The sequence below is a fragment of the Caballeronia eucalypticola genome (genome assembly GCF_047608185.1).
Taxonomy (GTDB): domain Bacteria; phylum Pseudomonadota; class Gammaproteobacteria; order Burkholderiales; family Burkholderiaceae; genus Caballeronia.
In genome coordinates this window covers 1-17,881 of sequence record NZ_JBLKRU010000001.1, presented here as the reverse complement: position 1 = coordinate 17,881, position 17,881 = coordinate 1, and the positions used below count along the sequence as shown (strand labels likewise).

Genomic DNA, 17,881 nt, shown 5'->3' with positions numbered 1-17,881 from the left:
CCCTACGCTTCAGAACGAAGGCATCCCCCGCAAGTATCTCCACACAATCTTCCAACCGATGATTCACCTCGCCGCATCTTTGCTTGCGAGTACAAAACAAAAAACAATTCCCGCGTCTATGGCGAGCGTCGCAATGACGTAATCCCGCCACAGTCTTGTCGCCAGATGCCCGCATCCATTCCTCTCAAAATTAGTCGCATTAACAATGGGTTCGGCGAGCGTTTCTGATCGCATTTTTATTGTTGCCGGATTGCAGATTGCCCGGGTGCACCGTGGCATATAGCATCGCGGGCTATCGCATTGCCGGCCGGCCCTTACCTCAAGCGTCCTTTTCACATCGCGTTACATCGGGCGATAAAAGTTCGTCACGCGCAATGTATTCAAATCGCTATAGACGGCATAAGGAAAGTTATTTTTGTCCAGAAAAATGATCCGTAAAGATGGTCCCGCTCTAAGCCATCTGCACGCATAGCGGACATTTATAAGAACAGTCCGATAAAGCGAGGCAATGCCCCTCGCCGAATCCCGATTTAACGTTAATACGACAGGAGAGTCCATGAAGCCACCCGTGAACCGCGTGCTGAAGGCCGCGGCCAAGGCTACCGTTACTGCCAGCATGTTCGGCCTGCTTGCCGCCAGTTCGGCTCAAGCGCAATCGAGCGTCCAGTTATACGGACAGGTCGATGAATGGGTGGGCGCCACTAAATTCCCGGGCAGCGCCACGGCGTGGAATGTGGGCGGCGGCGGTATGTCGACGTCGTACTGGGGAATGAAAGGCAGCGAAGATCTCGGTGGCGGTTATAAGGCGATCTTCACGTTGGAAAGCTTTTTCCGGGCGCAGAACGGCAATTACGGACGTTTCCAGGGCGACACATTTTTCGCGCGCAACTCGTATGTCGGCATTGAGTCGCCGTACGGTACGGTTACCGCTGGCCGGCTGACCACGCAGTTGTTTGTATCGACGATTCTGTTTAACCCGTTCATCGATTCCTACACGTTCTCGCCGATGGTTTATCACGTGTTCCTCGGTCAGAGCACGTTCCCAACCTACACGACGGACCAGGGTGTGGTCGGCGATTCAGGTTGGGACAATTCCGTTCAATACACCACGCCTGATTTCAGCGGATTGTCGGGTAGCGCGATGTACAGCTTCGGAAATCAGGCCGGAGATCAAGGCTCGAAGAAATACAGCGCCCAATTCCTGTATTTTCATGGCCCCTTTGCGGCGACCGGCGTGTATCAATACGTGAATTTCAGCGAGACGCCGGGTGACCTGACGTCTTTCGTGGCCGGTTACAAGAGCCAGAGCGTAGGCCAGTTTGGTGCGTCGTACGACATGAAGTTCGTCAAGTTCTTCGCTCAGTACATGTACACGCACAACGATATCGACCAGGGTTCGTTCCATGTCAACACGGGCCAGGGCGGCGTGACCATTCCGGTCGGCGTGGGTTCGGTGATGGCGTCGTACGCGTATTCGCGCAGCAACGGCGGACTCGACCAGACGCACAAGAGCTGGGCCGTCGGCTATGACTATCCGCTGTCCAAGCGCACGGACGTCTATGCTGCCTACCTGAACGACAAGTACACGAGCATGTCGAGCGGAGACACCTACGGCGTAGGCATTCGCACGAAGTTCTGATCGATAAAGTTTAGATCTCGGCAAAACAAAACGCCGCTCCCTATCAACTTGGAGAGCGGCGTTTTTGTTCTCAGCCGCGCCAGCGATACAACGCGCTCCGCAGCATTCCTTTATCGCGCATCAGCCGAGATACCCAGCCGCGTCTTGGCATCGTCGTATTCATGCCTGAGACGCGACACGAGTTCCGCGACCGTCGGCACGTCGTCCATCAGGCCGACGCCTTGCCCCGCGCCCCAGATCTCCTTCCACGCTTTAGCTTTGATCGCTGAATCGCCGAAATTCATCGCTGCTTTATCCGATGCCGGCAGCGCATCCGGATCCAGCCCGGCGTTGAGAATGCTCTGACGAATGTAGTTGCCGTGCACGCCGGTAAAGAGATTCGTATAGATGATGTCAGCCGCTTTCGACCCGACAATCGCACTCTTGTAGTCTTCCAGCGCATGCGCCTCGCGCGTGGCAATGAAACGTGTGCCGATATACGCGAAATCCGCGCCCATGGCTTGCGCGGCGAGAATCGATCCGCCGTTGGCGATAGCGCCGGACAGCGCGATAGGGCCATCGAAAATACGCCGCACTTCTCCCACCAGCGCGAACGGCGACGTCATGCCCGCGTGTCCGCCGGCACCGGCCGCGACCAGGATCAAGCCATCGACGCCCGCTTCCAGCGCCTTCTCGGCGTGCCGCAAGTTGATCACGTCGTGTAAAACGATGCCGCCGTAGCTATGCACGGCGTCGATCATTTCCTTGACCGGTGCGCGCAGGCTGGTGATGAAGATCGGCACGCGATGCTCCACGCACACTCGCACATCCGCCTCGAGCCGCGCGTTCGAGTGGTGCACGATCTGGTTGACCGCGACCGGACCGACCGGAGCGCCAGGATTCGCCGCCTTATGCGCCTCGATTCCCTCGCTGATCTGCGTCAGCCATTCATTGAGCAGCTCGGCCGGCCGCGCGTTCAGCGCGGGAAACGAGCCGACAATCCCCGCCTTGCATTGCGCGAGCACGAGCTCGGGATAGCTGACGATGAACATGGGCGAAGCAATGACGGGTAGCGCGAGGTGTTGCAGGGCGGCGGGGAGTGCCATGACACGAGTCTCCTGATTGAATGTGAAAGCCGGCGATACGCGCGCGTCCATCTGGCGTGGGGTCGCAACAACCGTGCTGGCGATTGTTGCCGGACTTGGGCATTGCTTGAACCTTTAACGAAAGCGCCGCACGCGGAGCATGCGAACGACCGTTCGATTATAGGCGAATCTTCCGATGCGCGATCATCGCGGACATTGGAAGAAGTCTTCAGCTTCTACGAAAGCGCCTGCCTGCAAGCAGTTTAGTTCGCCGCGGACGCCTACAATGCTTTTCCCGTCACGCTGAATAATCACGCCATGTCGTTCGAAGACTACGAGCCGTTTACCTTCGATGCCGCGGGCTTCGACATTGCCGGCGTGAAGGGCGGTAACGGGCCGCCGCTTCTGCTGCTTCACGGACATCCGCAGACGCATGAGATCTGGCATCGGCTGGCGGGCGTCCTGGCGCAGCATTTCACTGTTATCGCGACGGATTTGCGCGGTTACGGCGCATCGGCGAAACCGCCCAGCGACGCGCAGCACACGCCCTATTCCAAACGCGCGATGGCCGCTGATCAGGTCGCGGTCATGCGGCACTTCGGGTTCGAGCACTTCATGGTCTGCGCGCATGATCGCGGCGCGCGCGTGGCGCATCGGATGGCGCTGGATTTTCCATCGGCCGTCGACCGCCTGATGCTGCTCGATATCGCCCCGACGCTCGCCATGTACGAGGCCACCGATCGCGCGTTCGCCACCGCTTATTTTCACTGGTTCTTCCTGATCCAGCCCGAGCCGCTGCCGGAATTGCTGATCGGCGCGCATCCGGACGCGTATGTCGAGCGCGTGATGGGCAGTCGCCATGCCGGCCTCGCGCCGTTTGCGCCCCATGCGTTGCAGGCTTACCGCGACGCGCTGCGCCAGCCCGGCGCGGTGCATGCAATGTGCGAGGACTATCGGGCGTCCGCGAGCATCGATCTCGAGCACGATCGGGTCGATATCGAATGCGGCAACCGGCTCGCGTGTCCGTTGCGGGTGTTGTGGGGGCAGGAAGGCGTGATCGAACAGTGCTTCGAGCCATTGGTCGAATGGCGTCGTGTCGCGCGCGATGTCAGCGGCCGGGCGTTGCCTTCGGGCCACTATATTCCGGAAGAAGTCCCCGACGAACTGCTCGCGGAAATGCTCGCATTTTTTGTGGCAACAGAGGCCGCATAAGGGCGCAGCGTGCGCGCGTCATCGCGCGTTCAACTGGTTGTCATAAGTCTGTAGGGAAAGCACCGATGCGTCTCAAAAATGAGCGCGCTACGATGCAATCGGCGCTGATCACGTCAACAAAATTCCGCCGCTTGGGGCTTGCTGTTCGACGATAAATCGACAGCCGACAAGCGGCTTTTCTTTTGGTTGTTCAGTGCCGTGCCGTTATGTTCACGCCACGCGCACCGTTTCGCCATCCGCCTTCAGCACGCCACTCGCCGCCAGTTCGGCGAGATACTTTCGCACTAATCCCGGACGGTCATCGGAGAGCAGGTTGGCGGCGGCGCGCATTGCTCCGGCGTTATCCACGAGCTGCAATAATGCGCTGACTGGCATCGAACGCAACTCCATCAGCTTGAACACGATCAGCACCTTCAGCGCATTCTTCGCGTTGCGCACCGGATCGGCACGCAGATAATCGATTCGCGAGAAAGCGATATCCAGCGCCTTCGATACCTCCGTAAACGGCGCGCCGTGGCCGGGGATCACCGCCCGCACGTCAAGCGTGGCGATCAGGTCGAGCACCGCGCGTTGTTCCGCGAAACCGCTTTCGCCTTCCAGTTCAGGAAAGATCACGCCGAAGCCGTTTTCCCACAGCGCGTCGGCGCTGATCAGCAGGCGCTCCTCGGCGCAATACAACATCAGCGAATGCGGATCGTGACCGGGCGCGCCGAGCACGGACCAGTCGATACCGCCAAGTCGCAGCGTCGCTCCCGGCGCAATCGTGCCGGTGAAACTGAAACGCTCGCAGCTCTGCCCGGTCGCGCGGAACGTGAGTGTGTCTTCGTCCCATTCGCGCACGGCGTCAGCTTCTGTTTGTGGAATCAGCGTCTCGCAGAAGAAATGCGCCTGCAGCAACGCATTGCCGCCGCAATGGTCCGAATGCAGGTGCGTGTTCACGATCAGGTTGAGCGTGCGTTCATTGCGTTCGTTCCCTAGCGCTTGCTGAACGAGCGCAAGCGTCTGCGGCGCGTGGGTCGAGTAGCCGGAATCGACCAGTGCTGTGCGGGCGCCGTCTATAAAAAACACGTTATTCGACGATAACCAGCCGCGCTCAAACACCCGCATGGACGCCGGCAACGTGATCATGGTTGCGGGCCTTTCGGCATCACAACGATGGTCGCGCTCGCCTTGACCACGATCTCGCCGTGCTGGTTCAGCGCCTGCCCTTCCAGCTTCACGAGATCGCCGTTCAAGCTCGGCTTCCAGTGCGCTTCGATGACTTGCCAGCTCATCGCGAGCACGTCGTTTGCCTTGACCGCGCGCGTGAGCTTGATGCCGAATTCAAGGCCGAGCGGCTGGGCGTACGTGGAAAAATGCGCGGCGAGCACCGCCATCAAATGCGCCGTGGGTTGCGTGCCCGACGCGATCAGCGAACCGAAACGGCTGGCTTCGGCGTAGGCATCGTCGTGATGCAGCGGGTTGAGGTCGTTCACCAGCGTGGCGAACGACTTGATGGAATCGGGCGGTAAGCTCAGCGAAGCCGTGATGGACTCGCCGATGCGCACCACGCGCGGCGCTTTTTTCCGCGCTTGCGCTTGCTTCAGGACATCGGTCTTTTGCGCGTTATCGAAGGAAGACCAGTTCGCTATTTCATCGATCGTGCGAAAACAGCCGTCGCAAAGGCCTGTCGATGGATTCATCCTGCAGACATCGATACACGGCGATGCAACGGCCTCGGTCATCGCGCCGTCTCGCGCAACGCGACATCGGCGACTGGCGCGCCCGTCAGCGCGACCAGTTCCTGCGGCGTCAGGTTGAACACCGCGTGCGGATGACCGGCGGCGGCCCAAAGGCTGTCGAGCGCGAGCAGGTCTTCATCGATGAGCGTAAGCGGCGTGGTGGCATGGCCGATTGGGCACACACCGCCGATTGCGTAGCCGGTTTTCTCGCGGACGAACTTGGCGTCGGCGCGGGCGAGTTCGCCGACCCGTTCGGCCACTTTCTTCTCATCGACGCGATTCACGCCGCTCGCAATCACGAGCACCGGCGTGTCGTCTTTTTTGCGGCGAAACAGGATCGATTTGGCGATTTGAGCGACCGAACAGCCAAGGCCGGCCGCCGCTTCAGCCGATGTCTTGCCGGTTTCGGCAAGCATCACGACAGGACTGGCGTGTCCGCGTTCCTGCAGCAGCAACGCCACGCGGCGAGCGGATTCGGGCAGGGCGTCAAGTGTTTCGTTCATCGTATATTTATCCAAAAAATAAACCGGTCATCAAACGCAAGGCGTCACGCCGTCGCGCTTCTTCGCGAGCAATGCGCGTCCCACTCGCGACGCGCTCGGCTTGCCGATCGCCTGCGAAATGAAATCGCCGATATCCACGAGTTGATCGAGATCGACGCCGGTTTGAATACCGAGTCCGTTCAGCAGGAAGATCACGTCCTCGGTCGCGACGTTGCCGGTCGCGCCTTTCGCGTACGGACAACCGCCGAGTCCTGCCACGGAGGCGTGGAAAATCTCGATGCCTTCCTGCAGCGACGCATAGATATTCGCGACCGCCTGGCCGTAGGTATCGTGGAAATGGCCGGAGAGCCGTTCGCGCGGGAACACCTTCGATACCGCCGCCATCACCTCGCGCGTGCGGCCCGCCGTGCCCACGCCGATAGTGTCGGCGATATCGATTTCGTCGCAGCCTAGCGCCTTCATGCGCTGCACGACATCGACGACGGCATCGACCGGCACATCGCCCTGGTACGGGCAGCCCAGCGCGCAGGAAATGCTGCCGCGCACGCGCAAGCCCGCTTCTTTTGCGGCCTTCGCGACAGGTTCGAAGCGCGCGATGCTTTCCGCGATGCTGCAGTTGATGTTCTTCTGCGAGAACGCTTCGCTGGCCGCGCCGAAGATGACGATCTCATCGACTTTCGCTTCCAGCGCCGCTTCGAAGCCGCGCAGGTTCGGTGTGAGCGCCGAGTAAATCGTGCCCGGACGCCGCTCGATACCGGCCATCACGGCCGCGCCATCGGCCATTTGCGGCACCCATTTCGGCGATACAAACGATGCCGATTCCACATTCTGCAGACCCGCGTTCGCGAGCCGGTTCACCAGTTCGACCTTGACGTTGGTCGCGACGAATTCCTTCTCGTTCTGCAGGCCGTCGCGCGGTCCCACTTCGACGATCTTTACTTTGGCGGGTAGCATGCCTGTCTCCTTTTTAATGCCTTGATAGCTGCTTAATAGCCTCGTTTCACATCGACTATGCCGGATATCGGCTCGCCGCGCGTGAGCGCCATGATCTTGCCCGCGATCTGCTCAATGCTTTCTTCGCGCAGCGTTTCCGCCGAGATATGCGGCGTGATCGTGAGGCGCGGCGTGGTCCAGAACGGATGATTGTCCGGCAGCGGTTCGGTGTGGAATACATCGAGCGTCGCGGCGGCGATCTGGCCGGTTTGCATCGCGTGAAGCAGGTCGTCATCGACCAGATGCCCACCACGCGCCAGATTGACCAGATACGCGCCGGGTGCGAGCCGTTCGAACGTGCGCCGGTTCAGGATGCCCTCCGTATCCGGCGTATGCGGCAGCAGGTTGATGAGCACCCTCACGCCGTCGAGGAAGGCGTCGAACTGCTCGTTGCCGGCGAACGTCTTGACGCCTGCGATATCGCGCGTGGTACGGCTGAATCCTCGCACCGGCATGCCGAACGCTGCGAGCGCCTGCGAAACTTGCGCGCCGAGAACGCCCAGGCCCAGCACGCCGACCGTGAAGTCCTTGAGCGCATAGGGCGGCAGTTTTTGCCATCGATGTTCACGCTGGAGCGCATCGTATTCGTCCAGCCGACGCAAGTAGCGCAGCACCGCATGGGTCGCGTATTCGACCATCTGATGGCCCATGCCGCTATCTTCCAGGCGCACGAGCAGCGCGTTGGGCGGCAGCGTGCCGGGTTGCTTGCGTTCGACGGCGAGGATTGCATCGACGCCCGCGCCCAGATTGAACACGGCCTTCAGATCCGGCCGGTTCGCGAACAGCGCCGATGGCGCGCGCCAGACGACCGCATAGTCGGCCGGGGCGTTGTCGCCGGGCTGCCACAGGCGTACATCGGCGTCGGGAAGCGCGCGGGTGAGATCGTCGAGCCAAAGCGGAGCCTCGGCTTGGTGTTCGTAGAGAATGATCTTCATCGAAGGTTCGTGTTTGTTCGCGGAAAAGGGCAGGCGGACCGAGTGTGGAATTGTGTCCGAAATTAAGCCTATTTTACGGTTTCGCGGCGGTTTCGCCGTAGTTCCGCCGATTAGCCTGCGCAACGCCGGCGATAACGCCACTGATTTAGCCTGATCGCTGCCCGATCGCCTCCGATAACCAAATGACGAAAACTTGGTTCGCGCGGGCGCGCTTCCACAGCAGAATTGTTCCTCACCATGCTGGCTACGAGCTGGCAGCGAGGTTCACATGAGTTCATGCAGCACATCCGCCTGGCCGCCGCGGCTGGTTACCGTCCCGGGTTTGCACGGCAGCGAGGGCGCGCACTGGCAAACGTGGCTGGAGCGGCAATTGCCAAGATCAAGGCGCGTCGAGCAGGACGACTGGGACGCGCCTCAACTCGACGCGTGGGCGCAATCCGTCGCTGATACAGTGACGAGCGTTCGTGGTCCGGTGATTCTTGCCGCGCACAGTTTCGGTTGCCTCGCGGCCGCACACGCGATCGCACAGGGGCTGACGGGCGACGCCGTGGCCGGGGTGCTGTTTGTCGCGCCCGCCAGCCCGGACAAGTTCAAGTTCGCGGGGGAGTTCGAACCGCGTCGGCTTGGCGTGCCATCGGTGCTGATTGCCAGCATGACCGACCCGTGGATACCCTTCGATCAGGCGATGCGCCTCGCAAGCCAGTTCGGCAGCGCGTTCGTGAATCTCGGCGATTCCGGGCACATCAATACGGCTGCGGGTTTTGGTCCGTGGCCGCGCGCAAAATATTTTATCGATACCCTGATTCATTGCGCGGCCCCCGCGCGTTTTACGGAGCAGCCCGATGTGTTCGAGCGCCTCGAGCCCATCGAACAGGCGGCGTATGGATGAGTTGTCCGATGCATTACAACCCCGGCTTTTCGATAGAATCGCCGCTTCATAGCGGTTCTCACTACTCGAATCATCGGGGGATGTATGGCGGGTTTGAAGCATTGGGCAGCAATCGCGGCGCTGGGTGTTGCTACCTTCGCTACGTTCACACCGTTCGCTCACGCGGAGACGGCGTTGCTCAACGTCTCGTATGACGTCACGCGCGAGTTGTACAAGGACATCGATACCGCATTCATCGCCGACTATAAGAAGAAGACCGGCGAGACGCTCTCCGTGCGCCAGTCGCATGGGGCGTCGAGTGCGCAGGCTTTGTCGGTGATGCAGGGGCTGCAGGCCGACGTGGTCACGATGAACCAGCCGAATGACATCGACTTGCTGGTCGAGCGCGGTGGCCTCGTGCCGGCTAACTGGCGCACGCTGTTGCCGAATAACGCTGTGCCGTACACGACCACCATGGTGTTCCTCGTGCGCAAGGGCAACCCGAAAAACATCAAGGACTGGAGCGATCTCGCGCGTTCCGGCGTGCAGGTCGTGATTGCGAATCCGAAGACATCGGGTAATGGGCGTTATGCGTATCTGGCTGCGTGGGGTTACAAGAAGCAGCAAGGCGCAACCGATGAACAGGCTCAGGCGTTCGAGAAAGCCATCTTCAAGAACGTGCCGGTGCTGGATACGGGAGGCCGAGGCGCTACGACGACCTTCACGCAACGCGGTATTGGCGACGTGCTCGTGACGTTTGAAAACGAAGTCGCGTTGATGAACGAGGGCGCGAGCGGCAAGGATTTCGACGCGGTGTATCCGTCGGTGAGTTTGTTAGCCGAGCCGCCGGTGGCGGTGGTTGCCAAGGTTGTGGACAAGCGCGGGACGCGCAAGGAAGCGCAGGCGTACCTGGATTATTTGTGGACGCCTGCGGCGCAGGAAATCATCGCGCAACATCATCTGCGGCCGCGTAACGCCGAGGTGCTGGCGAAGCACACGAGCGAATTCAAGCCGATCAAGACGTTCACGGTGGAACAGGTTTTCGGCAACTGGCAGAAAGCCCAGCAAACCCATTTCTCCGATGGCGGCACGTTCGATCAAGTGATTGTGGATAAGAATTGAGGTAAGTGCGCCGGGCAATACCTACAAGGTATTGCTCTCTTCCTTCAGGAGCCGGCACTCGGATGTGACCATGTTTGCGGCCAGCACCATCAGATGATGGGCGTACGCGATACGTTCATAGTCGCGCGAGCAGCCTGCCGCGGCATCGAGCACAATCGGTTCTTGCGATGTTACGCGACAAAAACGGCTGGTTCTGAAGACGCCCGGCGACACTTCTCGCGATCGTTGGGCTCCTTCTTCGCTGGAAAGCGACATTTTTCCGCTGACGCGAGGGAATGACTCAAGTTTTTTCGCTGCTACGCGACAAATAGCAGAAGCCGGAACAATCCAAAATAAAATCCCCCGAAATCTTACGATCGCGAGGGATTTTTTACATTAACAGCGCTTCACCGCGCCGTCACTGCAAACTGGTTTGCCGGTCACTGCACCTGCGCGTGCCCGCATTTCACCTCACACGCTTCCGCCGCCTCCAACTGCTGTGACGCTTGCGCTTGCATCCCCAAACGCTCCAGCAGTTTCCTGTCGGCTTCAGCCTGCGGATTGCTCGTCGTCAGCAATTGATCACCATAGAAAATCGAGTTCGCGCCCGCGAGGAAACACAGCGCCTGCAGCGCTTCATCCATCTGCTCCCGCCCAGCCGATAACCGCACCATTGCCTTCGGCATCGTGATGCGCGCAACCGCGATCGTGCGCACGAATTCGAACGGATCCAGCGGCGCGGTACCCGTCAGCGGCGTGCCTTCAACCTGCACCAGGTTGTTGATAGGCACCGATTCCGGATACGGCTCCATGTTCGCCAGTTGCGTGATCAATCCAGCGCGTTCACGCCGCGATTCACCCATGCCGACAATGCCGCCGCAACACACATTGATACCGGCATCGCGGACGTGTTCAAGCGTATCCAGACGATCCTGGTACGTCCGCGTCGAGATGATCTGGCCGTAGAACTCCGGCGATGTATCGAGGTTATGGTTGTAGTAATCCAGCCCGGCATCGCGCAGACGCGCCGCCTGATGGCCTTCCAGCATGCCTAGCGTCACGCAGGTTTCCAGACCCATCGCCTTCACGCCGCGAATCATGTCGGCGATCGGTTCCAAATGCTGGTCCTTCGGATTGCGCCACGCCGCGCCCATGCAAAAACGCGTCGCGCCGTTCGCCTTGGCAATTTCTGCCGCCTTCAGGACGTCATCGACGGCCATCAGCTTTTCGGCCTTCAGGCCCGTGTCGTGATGCGACGACTGCGGGCAATACGCGCAATCTTCCGGGCAGCCGCCGGTCTTGATCGACAGCAGCGTGGAGAGCTGAACCGTGTTGGCATCGAAGTGTTCACGATGCACGCCCTGGGCGCGAAACAGCAGGTCGTTGAACGGCAGGTCGTAGAGCGCGACGATATCCGCCACGCGCCAGCGAGCCAGCGTTTGCAGAGCAGCGGGTTGAGCGGCAGGTTGAGTCGTCTTGTCGATGGATTGCACTTGCGTCATGTGAGGATCCTTTTCGTATTGCAGATAACGATAATTTACTGGCCCGCGCCGGCTGAACGAAGCGTGTCCAGCAGCAGGGAGGTATTTATGAAAGTCGTCGCCGTCCGAGCGTCCGGCGGCGTGAGGCGAGGAATCGTGCCGAGCAGCGGCGCATTGTATTGACTGTCGAGCCGCAGCCGGATTGCTTCGATATTTTCAGCAGGAAAGAGCATGGCGGGATCGATCTGGTTGGCCACCCAGCCCACGAGATGCAGCCCCCGCGCCGCGATAGCCTCAGCGCTCAGCAACGCATGGCTGATGCAGCCGAGGCGCATGCCGACCACGAGCACGACTGGCAGGTTCAACGCGAACGCGAGGTCGGCGGTATCGTGGACATCGGTGAGCGGCACGCGGAATCCGCCCACGCCTTCTACCACGACCACGTCCGCTTGCTGCACGGCGAACTTGTGCGCTTCCACGATCCGCGCAATGTCCAGCGACACATTCTCGCGCGCCGCTGCAATGTGCGGCGCGGCGGCGTCCTTAAGCATGAACGGCGTGCGTATCGATGGCGGCAACGCGACGTTCGCGGCGGCATCGAGTTGATCGGCGTCTTCGTTGTGCCACTCGCCATCGCGTTCGAACGCGCCCGCGGCGATGGGTTTCATCGCGGCGGCGCGCAGGCCGAGGTTAGCGAAACCATGCAGCAACGCAGCCGATACGAGCGTCTTCCCGATCTCGGTGTCGGTGCCGGTGACGAAGAGTGAGAGCGGCGCGGTCATGGTCGGTTGCTCAGGGTTTGCAGTGCATCGTCGAGCTTGGCGAGGTCGTCGAGGCTATGCGCGGCTGACAGCGAAATGCGCAGGCGCGAAGTGCCAACAGGCACGGTCGGCGGCCGGATTGCAGGCACCCACACGCGGTATTCATCGAGTTCGGCGGCAAGCTTCAGCGTCTCTTCATTGCCGCCGATAATCAACGGTTGAACTGCTGTATGCGAATCCACGGGCGACCATCGCGTGTTTTGCAAAATGGCCCGCGTGCGCTCGATTAGCGTAGCCAGATGTGCGCGCCGTTGATCACCTTCCTGCCCTTCGATAATCTTCAGGCTCGCCGATACCGCGTGCGCCACGGCCGGTGCCGATGCCGTCGTAAAGATGTACGGCCGCGCGCGCTGCACGAACCATTCGATCACCGTTTCGTGCGCGATCACGAAGGCGCCTGACACGCCCGCTGCCTTGCCCAACGTGCCGACGTACACGAGATGCGGCGAGTGCAACGCCGCTTCGGCCAGCGCGCCGCGTCCTTGCGGACCGAGCACGCCGAAGCCGTGGGCATCGTCTACCACGAGCCACGCGCCGTATCGCTCAGCCAGCTCGAGCAACGATCCAAGCGGCGCAATGTCGCCGTCCATGCTGAAGACCGAATCCGTCACGATGATCTTCGTGACGTTCTCATTCCCGCCCTCATTCGCCGATGCCTCGAGCATGGCGCCGAGCGCTTCGGCGTCGGCATGAGGATAGATGCGAATTTGCGCACGCGACAAACGTGCGCCATCGATCAGCGATGCATGGTTCAACGCGTCGCAGAACATCAGCGTGTCGCGGCCGCCTGACGTGCCCAAGGTGCCGAGCGTTGTCAGCGTCGCGAGGTTCGCCATGTAGCCGGTGCTGAAATACAGCGCGCGCGGCTGGTCGACGAAACCGCCGGAGAACGCCGCGAGGTCATCCTCAAGCTTCTCGTGCGCGCGTGAGTGGCCGCCGAGCAGATGCGATCCACCGCTGCCCGCGCCGTATTTTTGCGCGCCTTCCGCGAGTGCTTCGCGCAAGGTTTCGTGCGCGGCGAGACCGAGGTAATCGTTGCTCGCAAAGCCGATGATCTCGCGTCCGTCCACCGTCATGTGCGCGGCGCAGGCGCTGTCGGCGATACGGCGACGACGGCGCAGACCGTTGCGTTCGATATCGGCAAGACCTTGTTTCAGGGTGTCGAAAAGAGCGCGCGATGTGATGCTCATGCAGCCTCCGATAACGTGGCGTCGAAGACAGTACGCGTGCGTTCGGCGAGCAGCGTGAGCTCGTCGTCGCTGAGAATGTACGGCGGCATCAGGTAGACGGTTTTGCCTATCGGTCGCAATAATAGCTCGTGTTTCAAGGCATTTTCGAAGAAACGCCGCGAGAACGAGCGTGCTTGAGCGGGGTCTTCAATAAGAGCATCGAAGGCGAAGATCGTGCCGCGTTCGCGCAGGTTCGTGACATGCGGATGATCTTGAAGCGGACTGAACGCAGTGCGCAACACGGACGATTTGCGGCGATTCTCTTCAAGCACATTCGCGCTGTCGAACAGGTCGAGCGTTGCCAGGGCGGCGCGGCAGGCGAGCGGATTGCCTGTGTACGAATGCGAGTGGAGGAACCCGCGCGTCATGTCGTCGTCGTAGAAGGCGGCGTAGATTTTATCGCGTGTCAGCACGATGGATAACGGCAAATATCCACCACTGATTCCCTTCGATAAACACAAGAAATCTGGCCAGATAGCAGCCTGTTCGCACGCGAAGAACGTGCCGCTGCGACCACATCCGACAGCGATTTCATCGGCGATGAGATGTACGCCGTAGTCATCGCACAAAGCACGCAAGCCCTTCAAATACGAGGGATCGTGCATCGCCATGCCGGCCGCGCATTGAACCAGCGGTTCAACGATAACGGCTGCAAGTTGCGAGGCTTTGGCGTCGAAGAGCGTTTTCATATCGGCGAGAGCGCGCTGTGCGACGTCCCGCCCGGTCTCTCCTTCGCGGGCTTGTCGAGCATCCGGCGATGTCGCCACGTGCGCATGTCGAATCAGCGGATCGTAGGCGTCCTTGAACAACGCGACGTCGGTTACGCCGAGTGCGCCGATGGTCTCGCCGTGATAGCTGTTCGCGAGGCAGACGAACTCGCGTTTCTCCGCGCGGCCGCTGTTGCGCCAGAAGTGGAAACTCATCTTCAAGGCAATTTCGACTGCCGATGCGCCATCAGATGCGAAGAACGCATGGCCCAGCGTGTGCTGCGTCAGGGCGTGCAGACGCTCGGCGAGCAGGACGGCGGGTTCGTGCGTGCAACCGGCGAGCATCGCGTGTTCGAGCGTGTCGAGCTGATCTTTCAGCGCAGCATTGATGTGAGGATTCGCGTGGCCGAAGAGGTTGACCCACCAGGAGCTGATGGCGTCGAGATAACGATGGCCGTCGTGGTCATAAAGCCACGCGCCCTTGCCGCGAGCGATGGGCACGAGCGGCGTGCGCTCGTGGTGTTTCATTTGCGTACACGGGTGCCATACGGCGCGTAGCGAGCGTGCGACCCAGTCATCGGGTGCGGGCTTTGGCTGCTTGTTCAGGTTCAAAACGACTCCAGGGGGAACGGCCAGTCGTGCGCTTGGGCGAATTCAGGCAACGCTCCCGAATACATTCAGGCAAGCCACGACGGCTTGCTCTTTTGCAGAAAACTGCGCACGCCTTCGCGCCCTTCGTCCGAGGCGCGAATTCGCGCGATACGGTCGGCGGTATCCGCGATCAGTGTTCCATCGATTGCTTTGTCCGCCAGATCGACGACGAGTTGCTTGCATTCGCGCACGGCGTTTGGGCTATTGGCAACGATTGCTGCGGCGACTGCATCGACGGTGGCGCCCAGCGCTTCTCCTGACACGACCTGATGCACGAGGCCGATGCGCAGTGCTTCGGTGGCATCGAAACGTTCGGCGGTCACGAAGTATCGATGTGATGTGCGTGCGCCGATTGCCCGGATCACGTAGGGCGCGATGGTGGCGGGCATCAGCCCGAGCTTCGCCTCTGACAAGCAGAAGTGCGCTGATTCCGCGCAAATTGCGATATCGGCGACGGCGACCAAGCCCATGCCGCCTGCGTACGCGTCGCCTTGGACTTGCGCGATCACGGGTTTGTTGCAGGCGTAGAGGGTGTTGAGCATGGTGGCGAGGCCGAGTGCGTCGGCGCGATTTTCTGCGTCCGAGTACGTTGCCATGCGTTTCATCCAGTTGAGGTCGGCGCCGGCGCAGAATGCCGGGCCGTTGGCGGCGAGGATGATGACGCGGATGGCGTTGTCGTCGGCGAGCGCGCGGAACGCTGCGGTCAATTCGACGATGGTGGCGTCGTCGAAGGCGTTGCGGACGTCGGGACGATCGAGCGTGACCCGTGCTACGTAGCCGTCGACGGTGACTTTCAGGCGCTGCAGGTTCATTGCATCGGTCATGGGGTTTCTCGATGTGCGCGACTTGGTGTTTCGCTGAGCACCAATTATCTCTAAATTTGTCGCGGGATTCGATTTTGAGAGGGCCGGAGGCCTCCGGCGGGCGTGGGACGCTTTGGGAGTTTGCGTGGCGACGCGGCTAACTTCGCTTATCGTGGTGGGTCTGGGGCGGGTTCTGGGGCTATTTGCGCTGGCGCGCGGGCTGGGGTTTTTTGTTTGGACTTTTTGGCGGCCTTTCGTTCGCACTCGGGGGTGGGGTTTCGTTGGCACTCGGGGGTGGGGTTGGCGGGCCGACTGGTTTTGGGGTTAGCGGTCGGATCTATGCCGGGATGCTAGGTTCTGGCGTTAGCGGTCTGGTTCAATGCCGGGTTGGTGCTTTTCAGGTCTTCGCGCGTTCAGTATTAGCTGTTTTCTTAATCACTATTAGCCACTGCGCGTGGCGGCGCGTCATTTCTTTGTCCAAAGCCCTCCATGTCAGGCTAGTTGTCGCGTCACCCGAATTTACTTTTGGTGCAAACTTGGGGGGCGGCAAGCGAATGGAAGATGAAGCGTTACAGCACGGAATTCAAAGAGTGGGCGATGCGTCAAATGATGCCACCCTTAAACCGGGCCGTCATTGAGATGTCTGGCGCCACAGGTGTGACGACGGTGACGCTGCACACCTGGCGGCGCCACGCGCGAAACCTACGTAACTCAGGGGAATACATGCCGGGCAATGGCAAGACGAGCGATCAGTGGTCGAGCGCCGAGAAGTTCAGGGTGGTGCTGGAGACTGCATCGTTAAGCGAAACCGAGATCGCTCATTACGGCCGTGCCAACGGCATTTATCCTGAGCAGATCCGCGAATGGCGTGGCGCCTGCGAGCAGGCCAACGTGCCGCTTGAGCCGAAACTGAGTGCGGCTGAACGGGGTCAGGCCAAGCTTGCAGCCAAGCGTATTCGAGAGTTGGAACGCCAGCTCAAGCGCACCGAGGCGGCTCGCGCGGAGGCCGCAGCGTTGGTGACGATGTTAAAAAAAGCCGATGCGATCTGGGGCAAAAAAGAGGAAGGCTGATCAGCACCCCGGATCGCAGTGAAACTATGAAGTTGATCGATGCAGCGGTACAAGCGGGTGCGCGGCGTGCGATCGCGAGCGCGCATTTGGGGGTGAGCGTGCGCAGCGTACAGCGTTGGCAGCACAAGCCCGAAGACGCGCGGAAGTTAAGTGGTCGCCATTCGCCGCCCAACAAATTCAGTGGCGCCGAACGTCAAGCGCTGCTGGATGCGGCCTTGCGGGTGGAGTTTGCCAGCCTCACGCCGCACCAGATCGTGCCGAAGCTGGCCGATGAAGGACGCTATCTTGGTTCGGAGTCCACGTTTTACCGGATATTAAAGGCTGAGAATCTAAGTCGGCGACGTGGGCGCGCCAGCGTGCCGCAACGACGCGCGCCCACTACGCATCGTGCAGACGGTCCGAATCAGCTGTGGTGCTGGGATATTACGTGGATGCCCACCACGATCCGAGGGCGTTATTTTTACTGGTACATGATGAAGGACGTCTACAGCCGCATGCTGGTGGCCAACGAGGTTTGGGATGTGGAATCGGGCGAGCACGCGAGCGCGTTGCTGAGCAAGGCCTGTCTGATTGAAGGCACGGCGGGTCGTCCTCTCGTGCTGCATTCGGACAACGGCAGCACGATGAAGGGGGCACTGATGCGCGCAACCATGACTGACTTGAGTGTGGAATCGTCGTTCAGCCGGCCGCGGGTGAGCAACGACAACGCGTACGCCGAGGCGCTGTTCCGCACGGCCAAATACTGTCCGATGTGGCCCGAGCGCCCGTTTGATACGTTAGATGAGGCGCGTGTCTGGGTGCAGAAGTTTGTGGCTTGGTACAACGCCGAACATTGTCACAGCGGGTTGAAATACGTCACGCCAAGCCAGCGGCACAATGGACAAGCAGACGAGGTGCTGACCAAACGGCGGGCTGTGTACGAGCAAGCCAAGGCAAACAATCCGTCGCGCTGGTCGGGCGACACGCGCAACTGGAAACTCGCAGGCTCGGTCTATCTAAACCCAGAAAGAACCGAGCAATCGGCTACCCGATACAAAGAAGCTGCGTAGCGGTGCACGCGACAACTACCTTGACACACACCG

At 60.6% G+C, this 17,881-nt stretch carries 18 protein-coding genes; 6 read left to right on the top strand and 12 right to left on the bottom strand.

The genetic code is table 11. From position 1 onward, the window contains the following. The first annotated feature begins 616 nt into the window (after positions 1 to 616). Positions 617 to 1,639, top strand: a complete 1,023-nt coding sequence (locus ACMX25_RS00090) for a porin (protein WP_414947924.1) — start codon at positions 617 to 619, stop codon at positions 1,637 to 1,639. 110 nt (positions 1,640 to 1,749) lie between these two features. Here ACMX25_RS00090 and ACMX25_RS00085 read toward each other — a convergent pair whose 3' ends face one another. Then, positions 1,750 to 2,724, bottom strand: coding sequence for an NAD(P)H-dependent flavin oxidoreductase (locus ACMX25_RS00085; RefSeq protein WP_414947554.1), 975 nt, complete (start codon positions 2,722 to 2,724; stop codon positions 1,750 to 1,752). Between the two features lie 297 nt (positions 2,725 to 3,021). On the opposite strand from ACMX25_RS00085, the gene ACMX25_RS00080 reads away from it, so the two are divergent. Further along, positions 3,022 to 3,915, top strand: coding sequence for an alpha/beta fold hydrolase (locus tag ACMX25_RS00080; RefSeq protein ID WP_414947553.1), 894 nt, complete (start codon positions 3,022 to 3,024; stop codon positions 3,913 to 3,915). 210 nt (positions 3,916 to 4,125) lie between these two features. Here the strand turns inward: ACMX25_RS00080 and ACMX25_RS00075 are convergent, their stop codons facing one another. The 5 genes from ACMX25_RS00075 to ACMX25_RS00055 are packed head-to-tail and all read right to left on the bottom strand — an operon-like array spanning position 4,126 to position 8,067. Continuing rightward, entirely contained in the window at positions 4,126 to 5,043 is a 918-nt protein-coding gene (locus tag ACMX25_RS00075; protein WP_414947552.1) for an MBL fold metallo-hydrolase, read from the bottom strand. After that, positions 5,040 to 5,597, bottom strand: coding sequence for a DUF1289 domain-containing protein (locus tag ACMX25_RS00070; protein WP_414947923.1), 558 nt, complete (start codon positions 5,595 to 5,597; stop codon positions 5,040 to 5,042). Before ACMX25_RS00070 ends, ACMX25_RS00075 begins: the two co-directional genes overlap by 4 nt. A gap of 38 nt (positions 5,598 to 5,635) precedes the next feature. After that, entirely contained in the window at positions 5,636 to 6,139 is a 504-nt protein-coding gene (locus ACMX25_RS00065; RefSeq protein WP_414947551.1) for a YbaK/EbsC family protein, read from the bottom strand. Between the two features lie 30 nt (positions 6,140 to 6,169). Continuing rightward, entirely contained in the window at positions 6,170 to 7,093 is a 924-nt protein-coding gene (locus ACMX25_RS00060) for a hydroxymethylglutaryl-CoA lyase (RefSeq protein ID WP_414947550.1), read from the bottom strand. 32 nt (positions 7,094 to 7,125) lie between these two features. Then, a complete protein-coding gene (locus ACMX25_RS00055; RefSeq protein ID WP_414947549.1) occupies positions 7,126 to 8,067 on the bottom strand; it encodes a 2-hydroxyacid dehydrogenase in 942 nt (313 codons plus the stop codon). A 268-nt stretch (positions 8,068 to 8,335) separates the two neighbouring features. On the opposite strand from ACMX25_RS00055, the gene ACMX25_RS00050 reads away from it, so the two are divergent. Together ACMX25_RS00050 and ACMX25_RS00045 are read left to right on the top strand one after the other, a co-directional pair. Further along, complete coding sequence (locus ACMX25_RS00050) at positions 8,336 to 8,956, top strand: RBBP9/YdeN family alpha/beta hydrolase (RefSeq protein ID WP_414947548.1); 621 nt, start codon at positions 8,336 to 8,338, stop codon at positions 8,954 to 8,956. 84 nt (positions 8,957 to 9,040) lie between these two features. Continuing rightward, complete coding sequence (locus ACMX25_RS00045) at positions 9,041 to 10,057, top strand: sulfate ABC transporter substrate-binding protein (RefSeq protein ID WP_414947546.1); 1,017 nt, start codon at positions 9,041 to 9,043, stop codon at positions 10,055 to 10,057. 21 nt (positions 10,058 to 10,078) lie between these two features. Here the strand turns inward: ACMX25_RS00045 and ACMX25_RS00040 are convergent, their stop codons facing one another. From ACMX25_RS00040 to ACMX25_RS00015, 6 genes are all read right to left on the bottom strand, one after another. Further along, on the bottom strand, positions 10,079 to 10,312 hold the full coding sequence (locus tag ACMX25_RS00040) for a hypothetical protein (protein ID WP_414947545.1): 234 nt from the start codon (positions 10,310 to 10,312) through the stop codon (positions 10,079 to 10,081). A 164-nt stretch (positions 10,313 to 10,476) separates the two neighbouring features. Then, entirely contained in the window at positions 10,477 to 11,538 is a 1,062-nt protein-coding gene (bioB, locus tag ACMX25_RS00035; RefSeq protein ID WP_414947544.1) for a biotin synthase BioB, read from the bottom strand. A gap of 35 nt (positions 11,539 to 11,573) precedes the next feature. After that, on the bottom strand, positions 11,574 to 12,299 hold the full coding sequence (gene bioD, locus ACMX25_RS00030; protein ID WP_414947543.1) for a dethiobiotin synthase: 726 nt from the start codon (positions 12,297 to 12,299) through the stop codon (positions 11,574 to 11,576). After that, positions 12,296 to 13,528, bottom strand: coding sequence for an 8-amino-7-oxononanoate synthase (bioF, locus tag ACMX25_RS00025; protein WP_414947542.1), 1,233 nt, complete (start codon positions 13,526 to 13,528; stop codon positions 12,296 to 12,298). The genes bioD and bioF overlap by 4 nt, the downstream gene beginning before the upstream one ends. Beyond that, entirely contained in the window at positions 13,525 to 14,886 is a 1,362-nt protein-coding gene (gene bioA, locus ACMX25_RS00020; RefSeq protein ID WP_414947541.1) for an adenosylmethionine--8-amino-7-oxononanoate transaminase, read from the bottom strand. Before bioA ends, bioF begins: the two co-directional genes overlap by 4 nt. A 65-nt stretch (positions 14,887 to 14,951) precedes the next feature. Then, positions 14,952 to 15,737 (bottom strand): enoyl-CoA hydratase/isomerase family protein, encoded by a 786-nt coding sequence (locus ACMX25_RS00015; protein WP_414947922.1) that lies wholly within the window; start codon positions 15,735 to 15,737, stop codon positions 14,952 to 14,954. Between the two features lie 552 nt (positions 15,738 to 16,289). Here ACMX25_RS00015 and ACMX25_RS00010 point away from each other — a divergent pair. Next, the gene (locus ACMX25_RS00010; protein ID WP_414947540.1) at positions 16,290 to 16,799 is read left to right on the top strand and encodes a hypothetical protein; all 510 of its coding nucleotides are present in this window, start codon (positions 16,290 to 16,292) and stop codon (positions 16,797 to 16,799) included. Positions 16,800 to 16,825: 26 nt separating this feature from the next. Next, positions 16,826 to 17,848: an IS3 family transposase gene (locus tag ACMX25_RS00005; protein ID WP_414947539.1), complete on the top strand. Its 1,023-nt coding sequence runs from the start codon at positions 16,826 to 16,828 to the stop codon at positions 17,846 to 17,848. Positions 17,849 to 17,881: the final 33 nt, after the last annotated feature.

Coding starts and splice junctions, on each gene's coding strand:
- ACMX25_RS00090 (WP_414947924.1), top strand. CDS start 617: ATGTTCGGCCTGCTTGCCGCCAGTTCGGCTCAAGCGCAATCGAGCGTC.
- ACMX25_RS00085 (WP_414947554.1), bottom strand. CDS start 2,724: ATGGCACTCCCCGCCGCCCTGCAACACCTCGCGCTACCCGTCATTGCT.
- ACMX25_RS00080 (WP_414947553.1), top strand. CDS start 3,022: ATGTCGTTCGAAGACTACGAGCCGTTTACCTTCGATGCCGCGGGCTTC.
- ACMX25_RS00075 (WP_414947552.1), bottom strand. CDS start 5,043: ATGATCACGTTGCCGGCGTCCATGCGGGTGTTTGAGCGCGGCTGGTTA.
- ACMX25_RS00070 (WP_414947923.1), bottom strand. CDS start 5,597: ATGAATCCATCGACAGGCCTTTGCGACGGCTGTTTTCGCACGATCGAT.
- ACMX25_RS00065 (WP_414947551.1), bottom strand. CDS start 6,139: ATGAACGAAACACTTGACGCCCTGCCCGAATCCGCTCGCCGCGTGGCG.
- ACMX25_RS00060 (WP_414947550.1), bottom strand. CDS start 7,093: ATGCTACCCGCCAAAGTAAAGATCGTCGAAGTGGGACCGCGCGACGGC.
- ACMX25_RS00055 (WP_414947549.1), bottom strand. CDS start 8,067: ATGAAGATCATTCTCTACGAACACCAAGCCGAGGCTCCGCTTTGGCTC.
- ACMX25_RS00050 (WP_414947548.1), top strand. CDS start 8,336: ATGAGTTCATGCAGCACATCCGCCTGGCCGCCGCGGCTGGTTACCGTC.
- ACMX25_RS00045 (WP_414947546.1), top strand. CDS start 9,041: ATGGCGGGTTTGAAGCATTGGGCAGCAATCGCGGCGCTGGGTGTTGCT.
- ACMX25_RS00040 (WP_414947545.1), bottom strand. CDS start 10,312: ATGTCGCTTTCCAGCGAAGAAGGAGCCCAACGATCGCGAGAAGTGTCG.
- bioB (WP_414947544.1), bottom strand. CDS start 11,538: ATGACGCAAGTGCAATCCATCGACAAGACGACTCAACCTGCCGCTCAA.
- bioD (WP_414947543.1), bottom strand. CDS start 12,299: ATGACCGCGCCGCTCTCACTCTTCGTCACCGGCACCGACACCGAGATC.
- bioF (WP_414947542.1), bottom strand. CDS start 13,528: ATGAGCATCACATCGCGCGCTCTTTTCGACACCCTGAAACAAGGTCTT.
- ACMX25_RS00015 (WP_414947922.1), bottom strand. CDS start 15,737: ATGAACCTGCAGCGCCTGAAAGTCACCGTCGACGGCTACGTAGCACGG.
- ACMX25_RS00010 (WP_414947540.1), top strand. CDS start 16,290: ATGAAGCGTTACAGCACGGAATTCAAAGAGTGGGCGATGCGTCAAATG.
- ACMX25_RS00005 (WP_414947539.1), top strand. CDS start 16,826: ATGAAGTTGATCGATGCAGCGGTACAAGCGGGTGCGCGGCGTGCGATC.